The following is a 19,953-nucleotide window of genomic DNA, read 5'->3' on the forward strand; positions in this document are numbered from 1 at the left end:
GCATCCGGCGGTACGCTCGGTGAGCTGATGCCTACTTTCGGTGCGGGGGCGCGATGGGGGTCGCGGGCCGGTGGAATCGACGTACCGTGCTGCGCCGGTCCGCGCTGCTGTTGGGCGGCGCCGCGCTCGGCTCCGCCGCCACCGTGGAGAGCACCTGGGTGGCCGACCGCCGCCTCCCGCTGGCGGGCGGCCCGGCCAGCGCCACGCTCGGCAACCGCCACCAGGACGTCGGTCGCGGCGGGGTCCAGGTCGTCTGGGGCGTACGCACCGACGAACCCCTGGTGGCGCTCACCTTCGACGACGGCCCCCGCCCACAGTGGACCCCGATGGTGCTGGACACGCTGGCCGAACACCGGGTGCCGGCCACCTTCTTCCTGGTCGGTGAGCGGGCGCGCCGGCACGCCCCGCTGGTCCGGGACCGGATGGACGGCCACGAGGTCGGCAACCACAGCTGGGCGCACCGCGACCTGGCCCGGATGGACGCCGCGACGGTCTACGACGACCTGCGCCGCAGCCACGACGCGATCACCGCGGCCACCGGATCGTCCCCGCGACTGCTCCGCCCGCCCTGGGGACATCTGGGCGGCGCGGTGCTGTACGCCTCGGCCCGGCTGGACTACCGGCTGGTGCTGTGGACGCTGCAAATGGTCGAGAGCGAGTTCCCGCACGACCCGGCCGGGCACGCCCGGCGGATCGTGGCCGACGTGCGCCCCGGCACGATCGTGCTCGGGCACGACGTGGGCGACGACCGGCGGCTGGTCGCGCTCCGCGGCCTGCCCGACATGATCGACGGGTTGCGGGCCCGGGGATACACCTTCGTCACGGTCTCCGACCTGCTGCGCCGAGCTGCCGGTGGGGGAGCGGCCCGATAGGGTGCCCGCGTGTCGCCCACCCTCTCCGTCCTCGTCCGCAACCGCGACTTCCGCCATCTGTTCATCGCCGAGCTGGTCGTGTTCGGCGCGGACTGGTTCGTCATGGTGCCGCTGCTGGTGCTGCTGCCGGAGCTGACCGGCAGCGGGGTGTGGGGCGCGCTGGTGCTGGCCGTGGACACCGGCACCACCGCGTTGCTGCTGCCGTACGCCGGGACCGTGGCCGACCGGTTCGACCGCCGCAAGGTGATGATGGCGGCGAACATCGCGGCCCTGGCCGGTGTCCTGCTGCTGCTCGGTGTGCGCGGCGCCGGCACGGCCTGGCTGGCGCTGGCGGCGATCGCGCTGGTGGCGGTGGCGAAGGCGTTCTACTCGCCGGCCGCCCAGGCCGCGCTGCCCAACGTGGTCGACCCGGCGGACCTGGCGGCGGCGAACGCGGTCGCCGGCTCGGCCTGGGGCACCATGACAGTGGTCGGCGCTTCACTCGGCGGCATCCTGAGCGCCGCGTACGGCCCGTACGCCAGCTTCTGGGTGGCCGCCGCGGGCCTGCTCGCCGCGTTCGGCCTGGCCGCGCTGATCCGCCGGCCCCTGCAGGCGCCGCGCGACCCGGCGGCGGCCGTGCCGCGCACCTGGGCGGCGATCCGGGAGGCGCTGCGCTACATCGTCCAGCGTCCGCGCGTGCTCGCGCTGGTCACCGTGAAGTCGGCGGTCGGCCTGGGCAACGGCGTGCTGACCGTCTTCCCGCTGCTCGCCGGCGTGTACGGCGTCGGCCCGGTCGGCGCGGGCCTGCTCTTCGCCGCCCGGGGCGCCGGGGCGCTGGTCGGTCCGATCCTGATGCGCCGGGTGCTCAGCAACCGGGCCTGGCTGCTGACCGGTCTGGCGCTGTCCATGTCGCTGTACGGCCTGGCCTATCTGGGCGCGTCGGTGGTGTCCTGGTTCCCGCTGGTGCTGGTCCTGGTCTTCCTGGCCCACCTGGGCGGCGGCAGCAACTGGGTGCTGTCCAACTACGCGTTGCAGGGCGAGGTGCCGGACCGGCTGCGCGGCCGGGTCTTCGCCACCGACATGATGCTGGCCACGCTCGCCATCGCGGTGAGTCAGCTGGTCGTGGCGCTCGTGGTGGACCGGGTGGACGAGCGCACCGTGCTGGTCGGTTGCGGCCTGGCCACCGTCGTCTACGCGCTCGGCTGGCGGTTCGCCACCCGGCGGCTCTCGCTCACCGACCCGGTCGACGCGCCGACCCCGGAGCGCACCGGCTGACACGCCGGTCCCACGCTCCGGGCGGTCCGGCCGGGCTGTCGGGGTGACGTCCTAGCATGAGCCGGTGCCGACGACCTTCCTCCCCGGCCCGGTCCGGGTCCGGGTGCCCGCGACCAGCGCCAACCTGGGCCCCGGCTTCGACGCGCTCGGCCTGGCGCTGGGCCGCCACGACGACGTCACGGCCGAGGTGACCGGCGGCGGCGTGCGGGTGGCGGTCACCGGCGAGGGTGCCGGTGAGCTGCCGGCGGACGAGCGGCACCTGATCGTGACCGCCATGCGGGCCACCTTCGACGTGCTCGGCGCGCAGCCGGCCGGCCTGGCGCTGGAGTGCGAGAACCGCATTCCCCAGGCGCGTGGGCTCGGCTCGTCCTCGGCCGCGATCGTGGCCGGGGTGCTGGCGGCCCGCGCGCTGGTTGCAGGCGGCGAGCAGCGGATGGACGACGACGCCGCGCTGCGGTTGGCCGCCGAGTTGGAGGGGCATCCGGACAATGTCGCGCCCTGCCTGCTCGGGGGCTTCACGATCGCCTGGACGGAGCCGGGCGGCGCGCGGGCGGTGTCGCTGCCGGTGGCGCCGGCCGTGCGCCCGACCGTCTTCGTACCCGCCGAGCGGGGCCTGACCTCGGTGGCCCGGGCCGCCCTGCCGGCCACCGTGCCGCACGCCGACGCGGCGCTCAACGCGGGCCGGGCGGCCCTGCTGGTGCACGCGCTGACCACCGATCCGGCGCTGCTGCTGCCGGCCACCGTCGACCGGCTGCACCAGGAGCAGCGGGCGCCCGGGATGCCCGCCACCGCGGCGCTCGTCGGCGCGCTGCGTGCGGCTGGTGTGGCGGCTGTGGTCAGTGGGGCGGGGCCGACGGTGCTGGCGCTTTCCCAGGTCCCGGTGGGATTTGAGCCGGGAACAGATTGGCGCCGGTGGGAGTTGCCGATAGATGTCAGCGGTGCCCGGGTCATCCGGGGTAGACTTTGACACGCCGAGCGGGGCCCTGTTGCCGCAGGTCGGAAGAGTTGATTACGCTCTAGACCTAGCACAGCCGCGAAGCATGCGATCTTCCTGCGGTTCGGCGCACCCCCGAAGCTCTCGGCGGTCAGCCCGTCACCCCTGCCCAAGGCCCACGCCGCACCGCAGTTTCCACAGGTCGCCGCAGGCGGCGAGACCTGCTCACCGATGGTGGTGAGTCGGGAAACCACCGGCTGCTGTGTCACAGACTCCCGCGACGCGTCCATGCGAGGCGGGTGCACCGAGGCCGCCCGGCCACCTGGCTCCACGACTCCGGGCAGCTCCGGCCTATCGAGGGAAGGAATCCATTGAGCGACACCACCGACGTGACGTCGGATGTTTCCAACGTCGCTGGCGATGCCACCACCGCCGCCCCCACGCGCCGCCGCCGGAGCGGCACCGGCCTGTCGGCCATGCTGCTGCCGGAGCTCCAGAGCCTGGCCGCGTCGCTCGGCATCTCTGGTACGGCCCGCATGCGCAAGGGCGAGCTGATCAGTGCCATCACCGAGCGGCAGCAGGGCGGCGCCGCCGCCGGAACCCCTCGACCGCGCGCCGAGGTAGCGGCCGCGGCTGCTGCTCCCGCCCGTGAGGAGGTGCACGCGGAGGTCCGTGAGGAGCGGGCCGAGGCGCGCCCCGCCGAGCAGGCGCCCGCCGCCGAGGCGACCGAGGGCCGTACCCGTGGTCGCCGCAGCCGGACTGCGGCCGCGACCACCGAGGCCCGCCCGGCCGAGACGCCGGCGACCGAGGTGCGGCCGGCCGAGACGCCGCGCGCCGAGGAGGCGCCCGCCGAGACCGGCGAGCGGACCGACCGTGCCGAGCGCGGTGAGCGCAACGAGGGCCGGGGCCGTGAGCGCGGCGGCGAGCGTGCCGAGCGTGGCGGCGACCGGGCCGAGCGTGGCGACCGGGCCGAGCGTGGCGACCGGGCCGAGCGCGGCGACCGCAACGACCGGGGTGACCGGGCCGAGCGGGGCGACCGTAACGAGCGTGCCGACCGGGGCGAGCGCGCCGAGCGCAACGACCGGGGCGACCGGAACGACCGGGGCGACCGGAACGACCGGGGCGACCGCAACGACCGTGGTCAGCGCGCCGAGCGGGACAACGACGGCGACGACGACGGCGAGGGCGGCGGCCGGCGGGGCCGGCGCAGCCGGTTCCGGGACCGTCGTCGCGGCCGCGGCGAGCGGGGCGAGGGCGACAGCGGTGGCGGCCGCGAGCCGCAGGTCGGCGAGGACGACGTGCTCGTCCCGGTCGCCGGCATCATCGACGTGCTCGACAACTACGCCTTCGTCCGGACCACCGGCTACCTGGCCGGCCCGAACGACGTGTACGTCTCGATGTCCCAGATCAAGAAGTACGGCCTGCGCCGCGGTGACGCGATCACCGGCGCCGTGCGGGCCGCGCGGGACGGCGAGCAGCGGCGCGACAAGTACAACCCGCTGGTCCGGCTGGACACCATCAACGGGATGGAGCCGGACGAGGCGAAGCGCCGGCCGGAGTTCTACAAGCTCACCCCGCTCTACCCGCAGGAGCGCCTGCGGCTGGAGACCGAGCCGCACATCCTCACCACCCGGGTGATCGACCTGGTCATGCCGATCGGCAAGGGCCAGCGGGCGCTCATCGTGTCGCCGCCGAAGGCCGGCAAGACGATGGTGCTGCAGGCGATCGCGAACGCGATCACCCGCAACAACCCGGAGTGCCACCTGATGGTGGTGCTGGTCGACGAGCGGCCCGAAGAGGTCACCGACATGCAGCGCTCGGTGAAGGGCGAGGTCATCGCGGCCACGTTCGACCGTCCGCCGCAGGACCACACCACGGTGGCGGAGCTGGCGATCGAGCGGGCCAAGCGCCTGGTCGAGCTGGGGCACGACGTGGTCGTGCTGCTCGACTCGGTGACCCGGCTCGGCCGGTCGTACAACCTGGCGGCGCCGGCCAGCGGCCGGATCATGTCGGGTGGTATCGACTCCACCGCGCTCTACCCGCCCAAGCGCTTCCTCGGCGCGGCGCGCAACATCGAGAACGGCGGCTCGCTGACCATTCTCGCCACCGCGCTGGTGGAGACCGGGTCCATGGCGGACACGGTCATCTTCGAGGAGTTCAAGGGCACGGGTAACGCCGAGCTGAAGCTGGACCGGAAGATCGCCGACAAGCGTGTCTTCCCGGCGATCGACATCAACCCCTCCGGCACCCGCAAGGAGGAGGTCCTGCTCGCGCCGGAGGAGCTGGCGATCATCCACAAGCTCCGCAAGGTGCTGCACTCGCTGGACTCGCAGGCGGCGCTCGACCTCCTGCTGGACCGGCTCAAGCAGTCCCGCACCAACATCGAGTTCCTGATGCAGATCGCGAAGTCCACTCCGGGCGAGTGAGCTGACGGATCCGACGAACGAGGGGCACGGCCGAACGCGGCCGTGCCCCTCGTCGCGTACCGGGCACCGCCGATGGTGAAGTTTTCCTACGGTTCAGTCGCTAGGTATTGAAACTTCTGTTCATCGTCGGGTTGACTGTCGTCCATGCGAACCCGCAGTCGACCCGCCCGCCTCGCCGGCGTCCTGCTGCTGACGCCGTTGCTGACCATCCCCGCGCCGACGCCGTCCGCCGCGACGGCCGCCGGGCCGTCGCCCGTCGCGCCGCCGGCCGCCACCGCCGCCGAGGACGCGCCACGCGCCTCGTCCCGCCCCGACCCCGCCGTCGCGCTCGCCGGTGTGGAGCCGGCCGGCGGCCTGGAGACCGCCAAGAGCACCCGGCCGGTCGCGCCCGGCCTGAGCCTGACCTCCTTCGACAGGTACGACGCGGCCGGCTGGCTGCGCGCCGACGCGCTCACCGCCGACCTGGGCGGCGGGCTGACGGTGGACTACGTGAACTCCGGCGAGGTGACCAGGGACGAGCCGCTGCGCGCCGCGGTGGACCGGTCCCGCGCGGTCGCGGCGGTCAACGGAGACTTCTTCGACATCAACAACTCCGGCGCCGCCCAGGGCGTCGGCATCCGCTCCGGCGAACTGGTGCAGTCGCCGATCGCCGGGCACCCCAACGCGGTGGGCATCAGCGCCCAGGGCATCGGCCGGGTGGTCGAGGTCGGCTTCGAGGGCGCCGCGACGCTGCCCACCGGGCCGGTGCCGCTGACCCAGTTCAACAACATGGTGCAGCGCGACGGCGTGGGCGTGTTCACGCCGCTCTGGGGCTCGTACACCCGCAAGCGGGCCGTGGAGGGCGCGGCCCGGACGGTCGAGGTGACGCTGACCGGCGGCCGGGTGGCGAGCGTGGCCACCACGGCGGGCGAGGGGCCGATCCCGGCCGGCAGCACCGTGCTGCTGGGCCGCGAGGCCGGCGCCGACGCGCTCGCCGCGCTGCGGCCCGGCGACGCGGTGGACGTGACCTGGCGGCCGCGGGCCTCCGACGGCGGTGACCTGCGCGCCGCCGTGGGCGGCGGCAACGTGCTGGTCCGCGACGGCGTGGTGCAGACCATCGCCGACGCGTCGCTGGCCCCGCGCACCGCTGTCGGTTTCTCCGCCGACGGACGCAAGATGATCATGATGACTGTGGACGGCCGGCAGGTGGACAGCCGGGGCGTCACGCAAACCGAGATGGGCCGCATGATGGCCGAGCTGGGCGCCGCGAACGCGCTCAACCTCGACGGCGGCGGCTCCTCCACGCTGCTCGCCCGGGAGCCGGGCGCGGCCACGGTCCAGGTCGAGAACAGCCCGTCCGACGGCAGCGAGCGGCCGGTACCGAACGGGCTCGCCGTCTACGCCCCGAAGGGCAGCGGCCGGCTCACCGGCTACTGGCTGGAGACCGCCAGCGACCCGACCGCCGCGCCGGGCGTCGCACCGGTGCGCGGCGGCCGGCCGGACCGGGTCTTCCCCGGCCTCACCCGCCGGCTCACCGCCGCCGGATACGACGAGACGTACGGCCCAGCCGCCGGCGAGCCGCGCTGGCACGCCACCCACGGACGGGTCGACGGCGACGGCGTGTTCCGGGCCGCCGTCCCCGGCCGCAGCACCGTCACCGCCGCCCGCGGCCGGGCCCGCGGCACCATCGAGCTGACGGTGCTCGGCCCGCTGCAGCGGATCGACGGCACCGTCGACCGGGTCGGCCTGGACCGCGCCGGTGACAGCGGCCTGTTCGGCGTGGTCGGCTACGACGCCGAGGGCAACACCGCGCCGATCGAGCCGGCCGACCTGAAGCTGGAGTACGACAGGGACCTGCTCTCCGTCACCCCCACCGCCGACGGCAACCTGTCCGTCAAAGCGCTCGCCGCGACCGGCTCGGCGCTGGTCACCGCACGGGTCGGCAACCACAGCACGGTCCTGCCGGTGACCGTCGGGCTCACCGACGTGCCGGTGGCCGGGTTCGACGACGCGGCGTCCTGGAAGTTCAGCCAGGCCCGCGCCTCCGGGTCGGTCGCACCGGCCGAGGGGCACACCGGGAGCGGGCTGCGGATGTCGTACGACTTCAGCCAGTCCACCGGCACCCGCGCCGCGTACGCCGACCCGCCCGCGTGGATCGACGTACCCGGCCAGCCGCAGGCGTTCGGCATGTGGATCAAGGCCAACGGCACCGGCGAGTGGCCCAGCCTGCACCTGCACGACGCGCAGGACACCCAGTTCGTGCTGCGCGGCCCGTACCTGGACTGGACCGGCTGGCGCTACGTCGAGTTCGCCGTACCGCCGGGCGTGCAGTACCCGGTGCGGGTGCGCCGGTTCTACGTGGCCGAGACCGACCCGGCCAAGCAGTACCGCAGCGAGGTCGTGATCGACGACCTGGTGGCCCGGGTGCCGCCGGACGTGCAGGCGCCGCCGGAGCCGAACCGCACCGACCGGGTGGTGCTGCGCGACGGCACTGTGGACGGGGCGCCCTGGCGCTTCGCGGTGCTCTCCGACGCCCAGTTCGTCGCCGCGAACCCGGACAGCGACCTGGTCGCCCAGGCCCGCCGTACGCTGCGCGAGGTCCGCGCCGCCCGGCCGGACTTCCTGATCATCAACGGCGACTTCGTGGACACCGCCTACCCGGCCGACTTCGCGCTGGCCAAGCGCATCCTGGACGAGGAGCTGGGCGGCGAGGTGCCGTATCACTACGTGCCCGGCAACCACGAGATCATGGGCGCGCCGATCGACAACTTCCGCAGCGTCTTCGGGGACACCTCGCGCGTCTTCGACCACCGGGGCACCCGGTTCCTCACGCTCAGCACGGCCACCGGCTCGCTGCGCGGCGGCGGGTTCGACCAGGTGGAGCTGCTGCGCCGGACGCTCGACCAGGCCGCCGGCGACCGCTCGGTGGGCTCGGTGGCGGTGCTGTTCCACCACCCGCCGCGCGACCCGAGCCCGGCCAAGGCCAGCCAGCTCGGCGACCGGAAGGAGGCGGCGCTGGTCGAGCAGTGGCTGGCCGACCTCCAGCACCGCACCGGCAAGGGCGCGCTGATGGTCAACGGGCACGTCGGCACGTTCCACGCCGACCGGGTGGACGGCGTGCCGTACGTGATCAACGGCAACTCGGGCAAGGACCCGTCGACCCCGGCCGCGCTCGGCGGGTTCACCGGCTGGACCGAGTTCGGGGTGGACCCGGTGACGCCGGGGGAGGCCGAGCGGGCCCGCCGCGACCCGCTGGCCGAGGGCCCGACGTGGGTGAGCGCGGAGATGCACGCCCACGTCGACCGGCTCGCGCTGACCGCGCCCGCGCAGGTGCGCCAGGCTTCGCCGGTGGACGTCACGGCCACGCTCACCCAGCCCAGCGGCCGGCAGGTGCCGGTGGCGGCGCCGGTCAGCGCCGACTGGTCCGGTTCGCCGAACCTGCACATCGGCGGCGCGACGGGCGTACGGCCGTGGCACGTGGCCCGGTTCGACCCGGCCACCGGCCGGCTGACCGCGCTGCGCCCGGGGGCGCAGGTGCTGCTGGCGGTGACCGTCAACGGCGTGAAGGCCGAGACGACTGTCACCACGGCCGCAGCGGTCCGCGCCCCCGCCGCCTGACCCGGAGGCCGGGGCTCCTCATCCTGGGGGAGGAGCCCCGCCCCCGGCCCCCGCCTCGCTCCCCCGCTCCGCTCCGTTGATCATGAAGTTGACCTGGACAAAAGCGACAGGAATTGCCGCCAAGTTCATGATCAGCAGGGTGGGGGGCGTGGGGGTGGGAATGCGGGAGTGTGGGCGGGCGTTGCGGGTGGCGGACCTCCTGTGCCGGGTGGAAGACGCCCGTGGCAGACTGGTCAATCGGCCACCGGTTCCGGTTCACGCCCGAGCCCGTCGCGGACGACGGGGAGCATCGACGGCGACCCGGCGACCACCGACGAAAGGACCGAGGCGACATGAAGCCCAACATCCACCCGGAGTACGTGACCACCGAGGTCCGCTGCTCCTGCGGCAACACCTTCACGACCCGCAGCACCGCCAAGGGCGGCGCCATCAGCGTCGAGACCTGCAGCGCCTGCCACCCGTTCTACACCGGTAAGCAGCGCGTGCTGGACACCGCCGGTCGGGTCGCGAAGTTCCAGCAGAAGTACGCCAAGGTTCAGGGCAAGAAGGCCAAGTAGCTCCGTCGACGACGCCCGTGTCCGGCTCCTGCCGGGCACGGGCGTTCGTCCGTTTGCGCCGGTTTTCACACCCAAGGAGCATCCGCAGCATGAGCAGTGAGCGCCTGGCCGCCCTCCTCGACGAGTACGCCGAGCTGGAGCGGCGGCTGGCCGACCCGGCCATCCACGCCGACCAGGGCACCGCCCGGCGGGTCGGCCGCCGGTACGCCGAACTGGTCCCGCTGCACAAGGCGGCCGGCGAGCTGGAGCAGGCCCGCGCCGACCTGGCCGCCGCGCGCGAGCTGGCCGCCGAGGACCCGACGTTCGCCACCGAGGCGGAGGCCATCGCCAGCTCCCTGCCGGCGCTCGAGGAACGGCTCGCGGAACTGCTCATCCCGCGCGACCCGCACGACGCCAAGGACGTGATCGTCGAGATCAAGGCCGGTGAGGGCGGCGAGGAGTCGGCGCTGTTCGCGGGGGACCTGCTGCGGATGTACACCAGGTACGCCGAGCGGCACGGCTGGGTCACCGAGGTGATCGACGCCCAGGACTCCGACCTCGGCGGCGTCAAGGACGTGTCGCTGGCGATCAAGAGCAAGGGCGTGCCGGAGGGCGGCAACGGGGTCTGGTCCCGGCTCAAGTGGGAGGGCGGCGTGCACCGGGTGCAGCGCGTCCCGGTCACCGAGTCGCAGGGCCGCATCCACACCAGTGCCGCCGGCGTGCTGGTGCTGCCCGAGGCGGAGGACGTCGACGTCACCATCGACCCGAACGAGCTGCGCATCGACGTGTTCCGCTCGTCCGGCCCCGGCGGGCAGTCGGTGAACACCACCGACTCGGCGGTACGGATCACCCACGTGCCGACCGGCATCGTGGTGTCCTGCCAGAACGAGAAGTCGCAGCTGCAGAACCGCGAGCAGGCCATGCGCATCCTGCGGGCCCGGCTGCTCGCCGCGGCCCAGGAGCAGGCCGACGCGGCGGCGTCGGACGCCCGCAAGGCGCAGGTCCGCACCGTGGACCGGTCCGAGCGGATCCGCACCTACAACTTCCCGCAGAACCGGATCACCGACCACCGCATCGGCTACACCGCGTACAACCTGGACCTGGCGCTGGCCGGCGAGCTGGACGGGGTGCTCGACGCGCTGGCCGAGGCGGACCGCGCGGCCCGCCTGGCCGGCGAGACGGAGCTGTCCCGCCGCTGACCGCTGGGTGTTAACAGGGGGCCCTTCCTCTACCGGAGGCGTTAACAGGGGGCCCTTCCTTACCGCTCAGCTCGCGCGTGGTCGCGCCTTGGCGCGCAGCATCTCCCGGTCGGCCAGCTCGAACGCGGTGCCGAGCGCCTCCCGGACGCTGACAGTGGTGCTGCCGTCGACCTCGGCGAAACCGATCGTCACCCCGACCGGGGTGCCCGGGACCAGGGACTCCCAGTCCTCGGTGCGGACGGCGGCCTCGATCCGCCGGGCCACCTCGACCGCCTCCGGCATGACGGTGTCGGGCAGCACCACGACGAACTCGTCGCCGCCGTAGCGGGCCACGAAGTCGCCCCGCCGCATCACCCGGTTGATCACCCCGGCGACCCGTTGCAGCACCAGGTCGCCGGAGTGGTGGCCGTGGCGGGTGTTCACCGCCTTGAACCCGTCGAGGTCGCAGACGCCGATCACCACGCGCTCGCCCCGGGACACCACGGCCCCCAGGTAGCGCTCCAGCCGGCGCCGGTTGGGCAGGCCGGTGAGCGGGTCGGTGAGCGCCTCGCCCTCGTACCGGGCCGCCTCGCGGCGCATCTCCTCGTGGTCGATCCGGGCGGCGATGCCGTCGATGTAGACGTCCCGCAGCCGGTCGCTGCGCCGCGCGGCCAGCCGGAACGCGTGCCGGTCGGCCCGGTGCGCGCCCGCGTGGTCGCCGGCCCGGGCCAGCGCGACGCTGCGCAGCCGGGGTGCCTCGGCCGCGCCGAGCGTCTCGTCGGAGACCTGGAGCGCGTCCAGCCGGGTGACCGCCTCGATCGGGCGGTTGGCGGCGACGGCCAGGCAGACCTGACCGAGCTGGCGCAGGTCGCGGGCGCGGGCGCTGTCGCCGCCGTGGCCGAGCAGCCGTTTCGGGTCGGCGTCCCCGGCGGACTCCACCCGGTCGCCGAGCGCGGCCCGCCGGGCGGCCGCGTAGCCGTACGCGGCGAGGCTGCTGGGGCGCAGGTTGCCGGCCCGCCCGCCGCGCAGGAAGCGGGCCAGGTCACCGGCGACGTCGCGCAGCACCCGCAGGCAGCCGTCGCTGTCGCCGTTGTGGTCCAGCGCCACCGCGTTGCGCAGCCGGATCCCCGGCGCGGCGAACGTCTCCTCCGGGATGCCGGCGCTGAGCCCCACCTCGCGGGCCCGCTCGATCGCGCCCAGCGCGTGGCCGTGGAAGCTCAGGTACGAGTACGCCATCGCGAGGTCGTGCCAGCCCCACGCGGTGTCCCGGTCCGGCGTGTCGTCGGCGCCCAGCGCGCGGGCGGCCCGGACCAGGTGCATCACGCACCGGTCCAGCGCGCCCTGGTGGTGGGCGGCGAGCGCGGCGAGCGCGTTGAGGTGCCCGTGCAGGTAGGGCTCGGCGAGGTCGCGTACCGCGGCGGAGGCGTCCTCGACGGCCCGGGTGAACTCGGCGGTCCGGCCGAGGTTGATCAGCGCGGACAGGCGCTGCACGAGCGCGTCGGCGCGGGCGTACGGGTCGCCGGTGGTGCGGATGACGCGGTCGAGCAGGACGCACGCCTCCGCGGACCGGCTGGCCTCCTGCAGTGACCGTGCGCGTCGGAGAGCGTCAACCTGGTCCTCGACCTGGTCGAGCCAGCCCACTCGCGACCTCCCTGCGGTGTGCGCCCGGACGCACCCGCTCGTGAGGTGAGCCGCGACGCCTCATGATTATTGCGTGACCGCACTCCCGCAACACCCGTCCGAAGGGACAGAACGCGAACGCGCCTCGCTGGTGATCAACCGGGTGGCGCGCGCGCTCGCCGCGGCGGGCGTCGAGGCGCCCCGCGCCGAGGCCGAGCAGCTGGCCGCGTACGTCCTGGACGTGCCACGCGGCCGGCTGGCGCTGGCCGACGGTTTCACCCCGGCGCAGCGTGACCGCCTGGACGCCCTCGTCGGGCGGCGGGTGACCCGGGAGCCGTTGCAGCACCTGCTCGGCTCGGCCGGTTTCCGGCACCTGGAGCTGGCGGTCGGGCCGGGCGTGTTCGTGCCGCGGCCGGAGACCGAGCTGCTGGCCGGGTGGGGGATCGAGCGGGCCCGGGAGCACGCCGCGCCGCTCGTGGTCGACCTGTGCAGCGGCTCCGGCGCGATCGCCCTGGCGGTGGCGCAGGAGGTGCCCGCGGCCCGGGTAGTGGCTGTGGAACGGTCCCCGGCCGCGCTGGCCTGGCTGCGGCGCAACGCGGCCGACCGGGCTGCCGCCGGGGACCGGCCGGTCGAGGTGGTGGCCGCCGACGTGACCGGTCCGGAGCTGCTGGCCGGCCTGGCCGGGCGGGTCGACGTGCTGCTGTGCAACCCCCCGTACGTGCCGAGGTCGGTGGCGGTGCCGCCGGAGGTGGCCGGGCACGACCCGGACGAGGCGGTGTTCGGCGGCGCGGACGGGCTGGACGTGATCCGCCCGGTGGTGCGCCGGGCCGCCGAGCTGCTGCGCCCGGGCGGCGCGATCGGGATCGAGCACGACGACACGCACGCGGCGGCGGTGCCCGCGCTGCTGCGCGGCGACGGCCGCTACGACCGCGTCGAGGAGCACCGGGACCTGGCCGGGCGGCCCCGCTGGGCGAGCGCGTCCCGGCGGGCGGACGGCACCCACGCCGAGACCGCCCGGGCGTGGCAGACTGACTCCTCGTGATGCTCTACGACTGTCGGTCGCCCGCCGACCGGGACCGCGGCATCGCCGCTGCCATCGAGGCGGTCAAGAACGGGGAACTCGTCGTCCTGCCGACCGACACGGTCTACGGCATCGGGGCGGACGCGTTCACGCCGTACGCGGTGAAGGCCCTGGCGGACACCAAGGGCGGCGCCCGGCAGGCGCCCCCGGTGCTCATCGGCTCCCGGCACACGCTCGACGGCCTGGTGTTCTCGCTGCCCGGCGCGGCCCGCGACCTGGTCGAGGCGTTCTGGCCGGGCGCGCTGACCATCGTCGTGGAGCACTCGCCGAGCCTGGCCTGGGACCTGGGCGACACCAGCGGGACGGTGGCGGTGCGGATGCCGCTGCACCCGGTGGCGCTGGAGGTGCTGCGGGAGACCGGGCCGATGGCCGTCGCGTCGGCCAACAAGGTCGGCCAGCCGGCCGCGCTCACCGCCGAGGAGGCGCGCGACCAGCTCGGCTACGGCGTGCGGGCCTACCTGGAGGCCGGGCCGGCGGTGGACCCGGTGCCGAGCACGATCGTCGACCTGACCGGCGAGGTGCCGCGGGTGCTGCGTGAGGGCGCGGTGACGCTGGCGAAGCTGCGGGAGGTCGTGCCGGGCATCCTCGACGAGCGGGGGATCTGAGTGCCGCCCTTCACCGTCCTGCACGTCTGCATGGGCAACATCTGCCGGTCGCCGATGGCCGAGCGGCTGCTGCTGCTCGCGGTCCGGGAGCGGCTGGCCCGCCTCGGCGTCGACCCGGCCGGTTCGGACGCGCTCGTGCACAGCCACAGCGCCGGCACCGGCGGCTGGCACGCGGGCGAGGAGATGAACCCGCCCGCCGCCCGCCAGGTGCTCTCGCGCGGCGGCGACACCGAGGGGTTCGCCGCCCGGCGGCTGCGCTCGGACCTGATCGACGCCGCCGACCTGGTGCTCACCGCAACCGCCGACCAGCAGGAGTACGTGGTGGCGCTGCGGCCGGACGCCGCCGCGCGCACGTTCGTGCTGGGTGAGTTCGGCCGTCTGCTCGGCGGGCTGGACCGCGCCGCGCTGCCGCCGGCCGAGCCCACGCCGGACGCCGTGTACGCGCGCGGCGTCGCGCTCGTGGCGGCTGTCGACGCGGCCCGGCAGAACGCCTCCGCGCTGCCCACCGACGATCTGGACGATCCGTGGGGCCGGGGCGACCAGTGCTTCAGCCGGGTCGCGGACGAGATCGAGGAGACGGTGCAGCCGCTGGCTGCCGCGCTGTTGCCCTGAGATTCATCCTTCCTCGCGAACTTTCTGCGCCTTTCTCGGAAGGTGTCGGCTAAAGCGAACATTCGGGTCATTCTGAACTGGTCCGTACGGCCGGCTCCTGCGGGGAGAGCTGATGAACCGGGCCTATCTCGACAAACTGTTCACCGTTGTGCTCGCCGGCGTGCTCGCCGGGCTGGTCCTGGCCGTCGCGGCGCTGCCGGCCGCGCTGGTCTTCGGGCTGGGCCTGAAGAACCTGATGCCGTACACCGCGCTGCCGGAAGCGCTCAAGACGCCGCAGCCGGCACAGCGGTCCAACCTGTACGCCAACGACGGGCGGACGCTCATCACCTCGTTCTACGTCGAGGACCGGGTGGACGTGCCGGTCGCCGAGGTGGCGCCGGTGATGCGCGACGCCATCGTGGCCGCCGAGGACGTGCGCTTCTACGAGCACCACGGCGTCGACGTGCGCGGCGTCGCGCGGGCGTTCACCGCCAACCGCCGCGAGGGCACCCGCCAGGGCGCCTCCACGCTGACCATGCAGTACGTGCGCAACGCGCTGGCCGGGGACCCCCGGCTGACCGAGGAGCAGCGCGCCGCCGCCACCGAGATCACCGTCGGGCGCAAGATCCGCGAGATGCGGTACGCGCTGACGCTGGAACGGCAGATCGGCAAGGACGAGATCCTCGGGCGCTACCTGAACATCGCGTACTTCGGCGCCGGGGCGTACGGCATCGCCGCCGCCAGCAAGCGCTACTTCTCCACCACACCGGACCGGCTCACGCTGGCCCAGGCCGCGCTGCTCGCCGGGCTGGTCCGGTCCCCGGCGGACGACCCGATCAACGGCGACGCCGACTCGGCGCGGCAACGGCGGGCGTACGTGCTGGACCGGATGGTGGAGACCGGCCGGGCGAGCGCGGCCGACGCCGAGGCGGCGAAGGCGGCGGAGCTGGCGCTGGCGCCCAACACCACCCCGAACGACTGCGCCGCGGTGCCCGCCGACCACAACGACTGGGGCTTCTTCTGCGACTGGTTCACCCAGTGGTGGAACGCCCAGCCGGCGTTCGGCGAGACGGTGGACGAGCGGCAGCGCACGCTGCGCCGCGGTGGCTGGTCGATCGTGTCCTCGCTCGACCCGGACGTGCAGGCCAAGGCGAGCGAGCAGGTGCGGGAGATCTACCCGGAGACGATCGCGCGCGCCGCGCCGACCGCCGTGGTGCAACCGGGCACCGGGCGGGTGCTGGCGATGGCGGTGAACCGCACGTACGGCGTGGCCGCGAACCCGGACGGTCAGCAGAACTACCCGAACACGGTCAACCAGCTGGTGGCCGGCGGTGGCGGCATCACCGGCTACCAGGCGGGCTCGACGTTCAAGCTGTTCGCCCTGCTGGCCGCGTTGGAGTCCGGGCTGCCGCTGGACACGGTGTTCGATGCGCCGCGCGTCTACGTCACGCAGTACCCGGTCGGCGCCGGCCCGGCGAGCTGCGGCGGCCGGTGGTGCCCGGCGAACGCCAACACCTACTGGATGGACGGCGACCGGGACATGTGGGACGCGTTCGGCCGGTCGGTGAACACGTACTTCGCCTGGCTCACCGAGCGGGTCGGCGCGGACCGGGTGGTCGAGATGGCCCAGCGGCTGGGCATCGTGTTCCGCGCTCCGGCCGACGCGAAGATGGCCCACGACGGCGCGAAGAGCTGGGGCCCGTTCACGCTCGGCGTCTCCGCCACCACGCCGCTCGACCTGGCCGGCGCGTACGCCGCGGTGGCCGCCGAGGGCACCTGGTGCCGGCCCACGCCGGTCACCTCGATCGCCGACCCGTCCGGCCGGAAGATCCCCGCCGGGAACACCGACTGCCGGCAGGTGCTCGACACCGAGGTCGCCCGCGCGGCGGCCGACGCCAGCCGCTGCCCGGTCGGCGACCAGTCGATGTACCGGCGTTGCGACGGCGGCACGGCCGAGGAGCTGGCTCCGGGCCTGCGCCGTCCGGTGGCCGGCAAGACCGGCAGCTCGGAGCGGAACGCCACGGAGACGGTCGTCGCGTTCACGCCGCAGCTCTCGGTGGCGACGATCGCGGCGAACCCGGACGACCCCCGGGACGCGGTCGGCGGCGGCGTGCAGAAGCGGCAGATCGCCGCGGTGGGCCGCATCCTCGCGTGGGCGTTGCGCGACGAGCCGGTACGCGACTTCGTCCCGCCGGGCCAGGCGGTCGCCTTCCAGCACACCAGCCCGCGCACCGGCAACTGAGGGTCAGCTCGCCGGCCTGCCGTATCGCGCGACCATGGTTCGGACGGCTTCGTCGACGACCGCTGTCGTGCGGTCCGGGGTGACCGTCCAGTCCGGGAGGACCAGGCGCGGCCAGAGCAGGTAATTGGAGATCATCCCGAGGAAGTGCGTGGCGGCCATCTCCGGGTCGGCGACGTCCGCGGCTCCCGCGTCGTGCTCGGCCGAGAGGTAGATCCGGACGGACTCGAAGTACGGCAGTTTGCCCTGCGCGAAATGTGCTCTGGCCAGCTCGGGAAAGCGTGGCAGCTCGGCGATCACGATGCGGAACAGGTCGGTCATCTCCGGCCGGCTCAACAGCGTCGCGTAGTGCCGTCCGAGGACCGTCAATCCGGCCGTCAGGTCACCGGCAGGTGGCACGTCGGCGACCTCGTTGCGGGCCCAGGAGTCGATGACGATGGCGTCGAACAGAGCCGCCTTCGTCGGAAACTGCTTGAACAGCGTCGCCTTCGACACGCCGGCACTGGCGGCCACACGCGCCAGTGAGGCCCGGTCGTAGCCCAACTCCAGGAAGAGCTCGGTGGCGGCCTGCACGATCAGCGCGCGCTTCTCCTCCGCCACACGCTGGTGATAGGCCGACGGCGCTGGGGTCATGCGGCCATCATAGCGAGGCGAGTGGGTTGACTCACCATTCGCCCAGGGCGTAGCGTCGGCATGGTGAGTCGCCCGACTCGCCATCCGTCTCGCGTCACCGGAGGATCCGATGTCCCGCTTCGCCAATCAGACAGTTCTCGTCACCGGCGGCACCGGTGGGCAGGGGGCCAGCCACGTTCGCGCCCTGCACGCCGAGGGCGCCAACGTCGTCATCGGCGCCATCGACGCCCAGCGGGGCGCCGGCCTCGCCGCCGAGCTGGGACACCGGGCGCGGTTCGTCCGCCTGGACGTCTCCCGGGAGGAGTCGTGGGTCGCCGCCGTCGCGGAGACCGAGAAGGCATTCGGCGCGCTCACGATCCTGGTCAACAACGCCGGGGTGCAGAACCCGCCGGCCCTCATCGAGTCCACCGACCGGGCCACCTGGGCTCGTATCCTCGACGTCAACCTCACCGGCACTTTCCTCGGCATCAAGGCGGCCGCCCCGGCGCTGCGTCGCGCGGGGGGAGGAGCGATCGTCAACATCGGCTCCACCATGGGGATGGGTGGTACCGCCCTCTACGCGCCCTACGTCGCCGGTAAGTGGGCGGTGCGTGGGCTCACCCGGACCGCCGCCCTGGAGCTGGGCCGCGACAACATCCGCGTCAACGCGATCCACCCCGGCGTGATCGAGACTCCGTTCATCACCGAGCCGGCGGCCGGCAGCGACGCCCCGATCGCCGACTTCTACTCGCCGGAGCCGTTCGCCGTCCCGCGACTCGGGCAGCCCGCCGACATCACCGCGCTGCTGTTGTTCCTCACGTCGCCGGACGCGGCCTTCATCACCGGCGCCGAGTACGTCATCGACGGGGGACTGCTCCTCGGCCCCGCACTGCGGGGCGACTCTCCCGCCTAACCGGCCGGGTGTTCGGCGCCCTTGGCGATGTTGCGGGCCATGCCGCCGAACACGACGGCGTGGAACGGCGCCACCGAGGCCCAGTAGAGATGGCCGGGCAGCCCGCGCGGGAGGAACACGGCACGCTGCACGTACCTGCTGCCGCCGTTACCGTCCGGTTCGGCGCGCATCTCCAGCCACGCCCGGCCGGGCAGCCGCATCTCGGCGCGCAGCCGCAGCAGCTCGCCCGGGACGATCTCCTCGACCCGCCAGAAGTCCAGCGCCTCACCGACCTGGAGGCGATGCGGGTCGCGCCGCCCCCGGCGCAGCCCGACGCCGCCGACCAGCCGGTCCATCCAGCCGCGGACCGACCAGGCCAGCGGGAACGAGTACCAGCCGTGCTCGCCGCCGACGCCCTCGATGACCCGCCACAGCGCCTCCGGTGGCGCGTCCACCGCCCGCTCCCGCATGTCGGTGTACGCGGTGCCGCCGGACCAGCGCGGGTCCGACGGCAGCGGCTCGGCCGGCGCGTCCGGCCCGCTCGCGTTCGACCAGCGCGTCTCCACCTGCGCGTCGCGCACCTTGGACAGCGCCAGCGCCACCGCCTGGTCGAAGCCGGTCAGCCCCTCGGGCGGGTCCGGCACGTACTCGGCGATGTCGTGCTCGTGCGCCACCGCCTCGTGCACCAGGCTCTCCACCAGCGGCCGGGCGATCGCGTTCGGCACCGGCGTGATCAGGCCGACCCAGTGCGAGGACAGCGACGGGGTGAGCGGGCGCACCGGCAGGATGACCCGGGGGCGCAGCCCGGCCACCCGGGCGTAGCGCTGCATCATCTCGCTGAAGGTCAGCACGTCCGGGCCGCCGATGTCGAAGGCCCGGTTCACCTCGGCCGGCAGGTGCGCGCAGCCGACCAGGTAGCGCAGCACGTCCCGGACCGCGATCGGCTGGATCCGGTTGCGCACCCAGCGCGGAGTGACCATCGCCGGCAGCCGCTCGGTCAGGTACCGCAGCATCTCGAACGAGGCCGAGCCGGATCCGATGATCACCGCGGCGCGCAGCACCGCCGTCGGCACGCCGCTGTCCAGCAGGATCCGCGCGACCTCCGCCCGGGAGCGCAGGTGCGCCGAGGGCAGGCCGTCACGCTCCGCCGGCTCCGGCCCGCCGAGGTACACGATCCGGCGTACGCCGGCGGCGCGCGCCGCCTCGGCGAAGTTGGTCGCCGCCTCCCGGTCGGCCGCCTCGAAGCCGCGCTGGCCGAGCGAGTGGACCAGGTAGTACGCGACCTCCACGCCCTCGAACGCGGACGGCAGCGTCTCCGGGCGGCGCAGGTCGCCCTCGACGATCTCCGCGTCGGCCGCCCAGGGCACGTCCCGCAGCCGCCCGGCCGTGCGGGCCAGGCAGCGTACGGTGTGCCCCTCGGCCAGCAGCCGGGGCGCCAGGCGCCCGCCGATGTAGCCGGTCGCGCCGGTGACGAGGCATCTCACGGCCTCCAGTCTGCGGCTCCGTAGACTCCTTC

General features: G+C 74.1%; 14 protein-coding genes and 1 pseudogene. 12 read left to right on the forward strand and 3 right to left on the reverse strand.

Going from position 1 to position 19,953, the window contains the following annotated elements:
- Positions 1-53: 53 nt before the first annotated feature.
- The 7 genes from O7542_RS00655 to prfA all read left to right on the forward strand — a co-directional run bounded on the left by O7542_RS00655 (position 54) and on the right by prfA (position 10,818).
- Positions 54-872, forward strand: a complete 819-nt coding sequence (locus O7542_RS00655) for a polysaccharide deacetylase family protein (protein WP_043328627.1) — start codon at positions 54-56, stop codon at positions 870-872.
- 9 nt (positions 873-881) lie between these two features.
- Positions 882-2,126: an MFS transporter gene (locus O7542_RS00660; protein ID WP_043328629.1), complete on the forward strand. Its 1,245-nt coding sequence runs from the start codon at positions 882-884 to the stop codon at positions 2,124-2,126.
- Between the two features lie 64 nt (positions 2,127-2,190).
- A complete protein-coding gene (gene thrB, locus O7542_RS00665) occupies positions 2,191-3,093 on the forward strand; it encodes a homoserine kinase (RefSeq protein ID WP_166457172.1) in 903 nt (300 codons plus the stop codon).
- Between the two features lie 338 nt (positions 3,094-3,431).
- A complete protein-coding gene (gene rho / locus O7542_RS00670; RefSeq protein ID WP_281605569.1) occupies positions 3,432-5,486 on the forward strand; it encodes a transcription termination factor Rho in 2,055 nt (684 codons plus the stop codon).
- A gap of 144 nt (positions 5,487-5,630) precedes the next feature.
- On the forward strand, positions 5,631-9,083 hold the full coding sequence (locus O7542_RS00675; RefSeq protein WP_281605570.1) for a phosphodiester glycosidase family protein: 3,453 nt from the start codon (positions 5,631-5,633) through the stop codon (positions 9,081-9,083).
- Positions 9,084-9,415: 332 nt separating this feature from the next.
- Positions 9,416-9,640: a 50S ribosomal protein L31 gene (rpmE, locus tag O7542_RS00680; protein ID WP_030504744.1), complete on the forward strand. Its 225-nt coding sequence runs from the start codon at positions 9,416-9,418 to the stop codon at positions 9,638-9,640.
- A gap of 89 nt (positions 9,641-9,729) precedes the next feature.
- A complete protein-coding gene (gene prfA / locus O7542_RS00685) occupies positions 9,730-10,818 on the forward strand; it encodes a peptide chain release factor 1 (protein WP_043328634.1) in 1,089 nt (362 codons plus the stop codon).
- A 66-nt stretch (positions 10,819-10,884) separates the two neighbouring features.
- Here prfA and O7542_RS00690 read toward each other — a convergent pair whose 3' ends face one another.
- A complete protein-coding gene (locus O7542_RS00690; protein ID WP_064447839.1) occupies positions 10,885-12,438 on the reverse strand; it encodes a GGDEF domain-containing protein in 1,554 nt (517 codons plus the stop codon).
- A 73-nt stretch (positions 12,439-12,511) separates the two neighbouring features.
- On the opposite strand from O7542_RS00690, the gene prmC reads away from it, so the two are divergent.
- The 4 genes and pseudogenes from prmC (at position 12,512) to O7542_RS00710 (ending at position 16,936) form a co-directional block, all read left to right on the forward strand.
- The gene (gene prmC / locus O7542_RS00695) at positions 12,512-13,459 is read left to right on the forward strand and encodes a peptide chain release factor N(5)-glutamine methyltransferase (protein ID WP_223201324.1); all 948 of its coding nucleotides are present in this window, start codon (positions 12,512-12,514) and stop codon (positions 13,457-13,459) included.
- Positions 13,450-14,103, forward strand: a pseudogene (locus tag O7542_RS00700) (L-threonylcarbamoyladenylate synthase); the annotation flags it as partial. The gene prmC and the pseudogene O7542_RS00700, both read left to right, overlap by 10 nt.
- Positions 14,104-14,715 carry a phosphotyrosine protein phosphatase gene (locus O7542_RS00705; protein WP_043328639.1) on the forward strand — a complete coding sequence of 204 codons (612 nt, stop codon included), beginning with the start codon at positions 14,104-14,106 and terminating at the stop codon, positions 14,713-14,715.
- Positions 14,716-14,827: 112 nt separating this feature from the next.
- Positions 14,828-16,936, forward strand: coding sequence for a transglycosylase domain-containing protein (locus tag O7542_RS00710; protein ID WP_113974610.1), 2,109 nt, complete (start codon positions 14,828-14,830; stop codon positions 16,934-16,936).
- Between the two features lie 3 nt (positions 16,937-16,939).
- Here the strand turns inward: O7542_RS00710 and O7542_RS00715 are convergent, their stop codons facing one another.
- Positions 16,940-17,566 (reverse strand): TetR/AcrR family transcriptional regulator, encoded by a 627-nt coding sequence (locus tag O7542_RS00715; RefSeq protein WP_043328643.1) that lies wholly within the window; start codon positions 17,564-17,566, stop codon positions 16,940-16,942.
- Between the two features lie 109 nt (positions 17,567-17,675).
- Between O7542_RS00715 and O7542_RS00720 the strand changes: the two genes are divergently transcribed.
- Positions 17,676-18,458 carry an SDR family oxidoreductase gene (locus O7542_RS00720; protein ID WP_210869096.1) on the forward strand — a complete coding sequence of 261 codons (783 nt, stop codon included), beginning with the start codon at positions 17,676-17,678 and terminating at the stop codon, positions 18,456-18,458.
- Here the strand turns inward: O7542_RS00720 and O7542_RS00725 are convergent.
- On the reverse strand, positions 18,455-19,921 hold the full coding sequence (locus O7542_RS00725) for an SDR family oxidoreductase (protein ID WP_166457170.1): 1,467 nt from the start codon (positions 19,919-19,921) through the stop codon (positions 18,455-18,457). The genes O7542_RS00720 and O7542_RS00725 overlap by 4 nt on opposite strands.
- Positions 19,922-19,953: the final 32 nt, after the last annotated feature.

Origin of the sequence: Micromonospora sp. WMMC264, assembly GCF_027497275.1 — a bacterium.
Lineage (GTDB): Bacteria > Actinomycetota > Actinomycetes > Mycobacteriales > Micromonosporaceae > Micromonospora > Micromonospora chalcea.

What these genes read in the sequence shown, in the direction of transcription:
- rpmE (WP_030504744.1), top strand. Translation starts at nt 9,416, where the DNA reads ATGAAGCCCAACATCCACCCGGAGTACGTGACCACCGAGGTCCGCTGC.
- O7542_RS00715 (WP_043328643.1), bottom strand. Translation starts at nt 17,566, where the DNA reads ATGACCCCAGCGCCGTCGGCCTATCACCAGCGTGTGGCGGAGGAGAAG.
- prfA (WP_043328634.1), top strand. Translation starts at nt 9,730, where the DNA reads ATGAGCAGTGAGCGCCTGGCCGCCCTCCTCGACGAGTACGCCGAGCTG.
- O7542_RS00710 (WP_113974610.1), top strand. Translation starts at nt 14,828, where the DNA reads ATGAACCGGGCCTATCTCGACAAACTGTTCACCGTTGTGCTCGCCGGC.
- O7542_RS00655 (WP_043328627.1), top strand. Translation starts at nt 54, where the DNA reads ATGGGGGTCGCGGGCCGGTGGAATCGACGTACCGTGCTGCGCCGGTCC.
- O7542_RS00675 (WP_281605570.1), top strand. Translation starts at nt 5,631, where the DNA reads ATGCGAACCCGCAGTCGACCCGCCCGCCTCGCCGGCGTCCTGCTGCTG.
- O7542_RS00720 (WP_210869096.1), top strand. Translation starts at nt 17,676, where the DNA reads ATGTCCCGCTTCGCCAATCAGACAGTTCTCGTCACCGGCGGCACCGGT.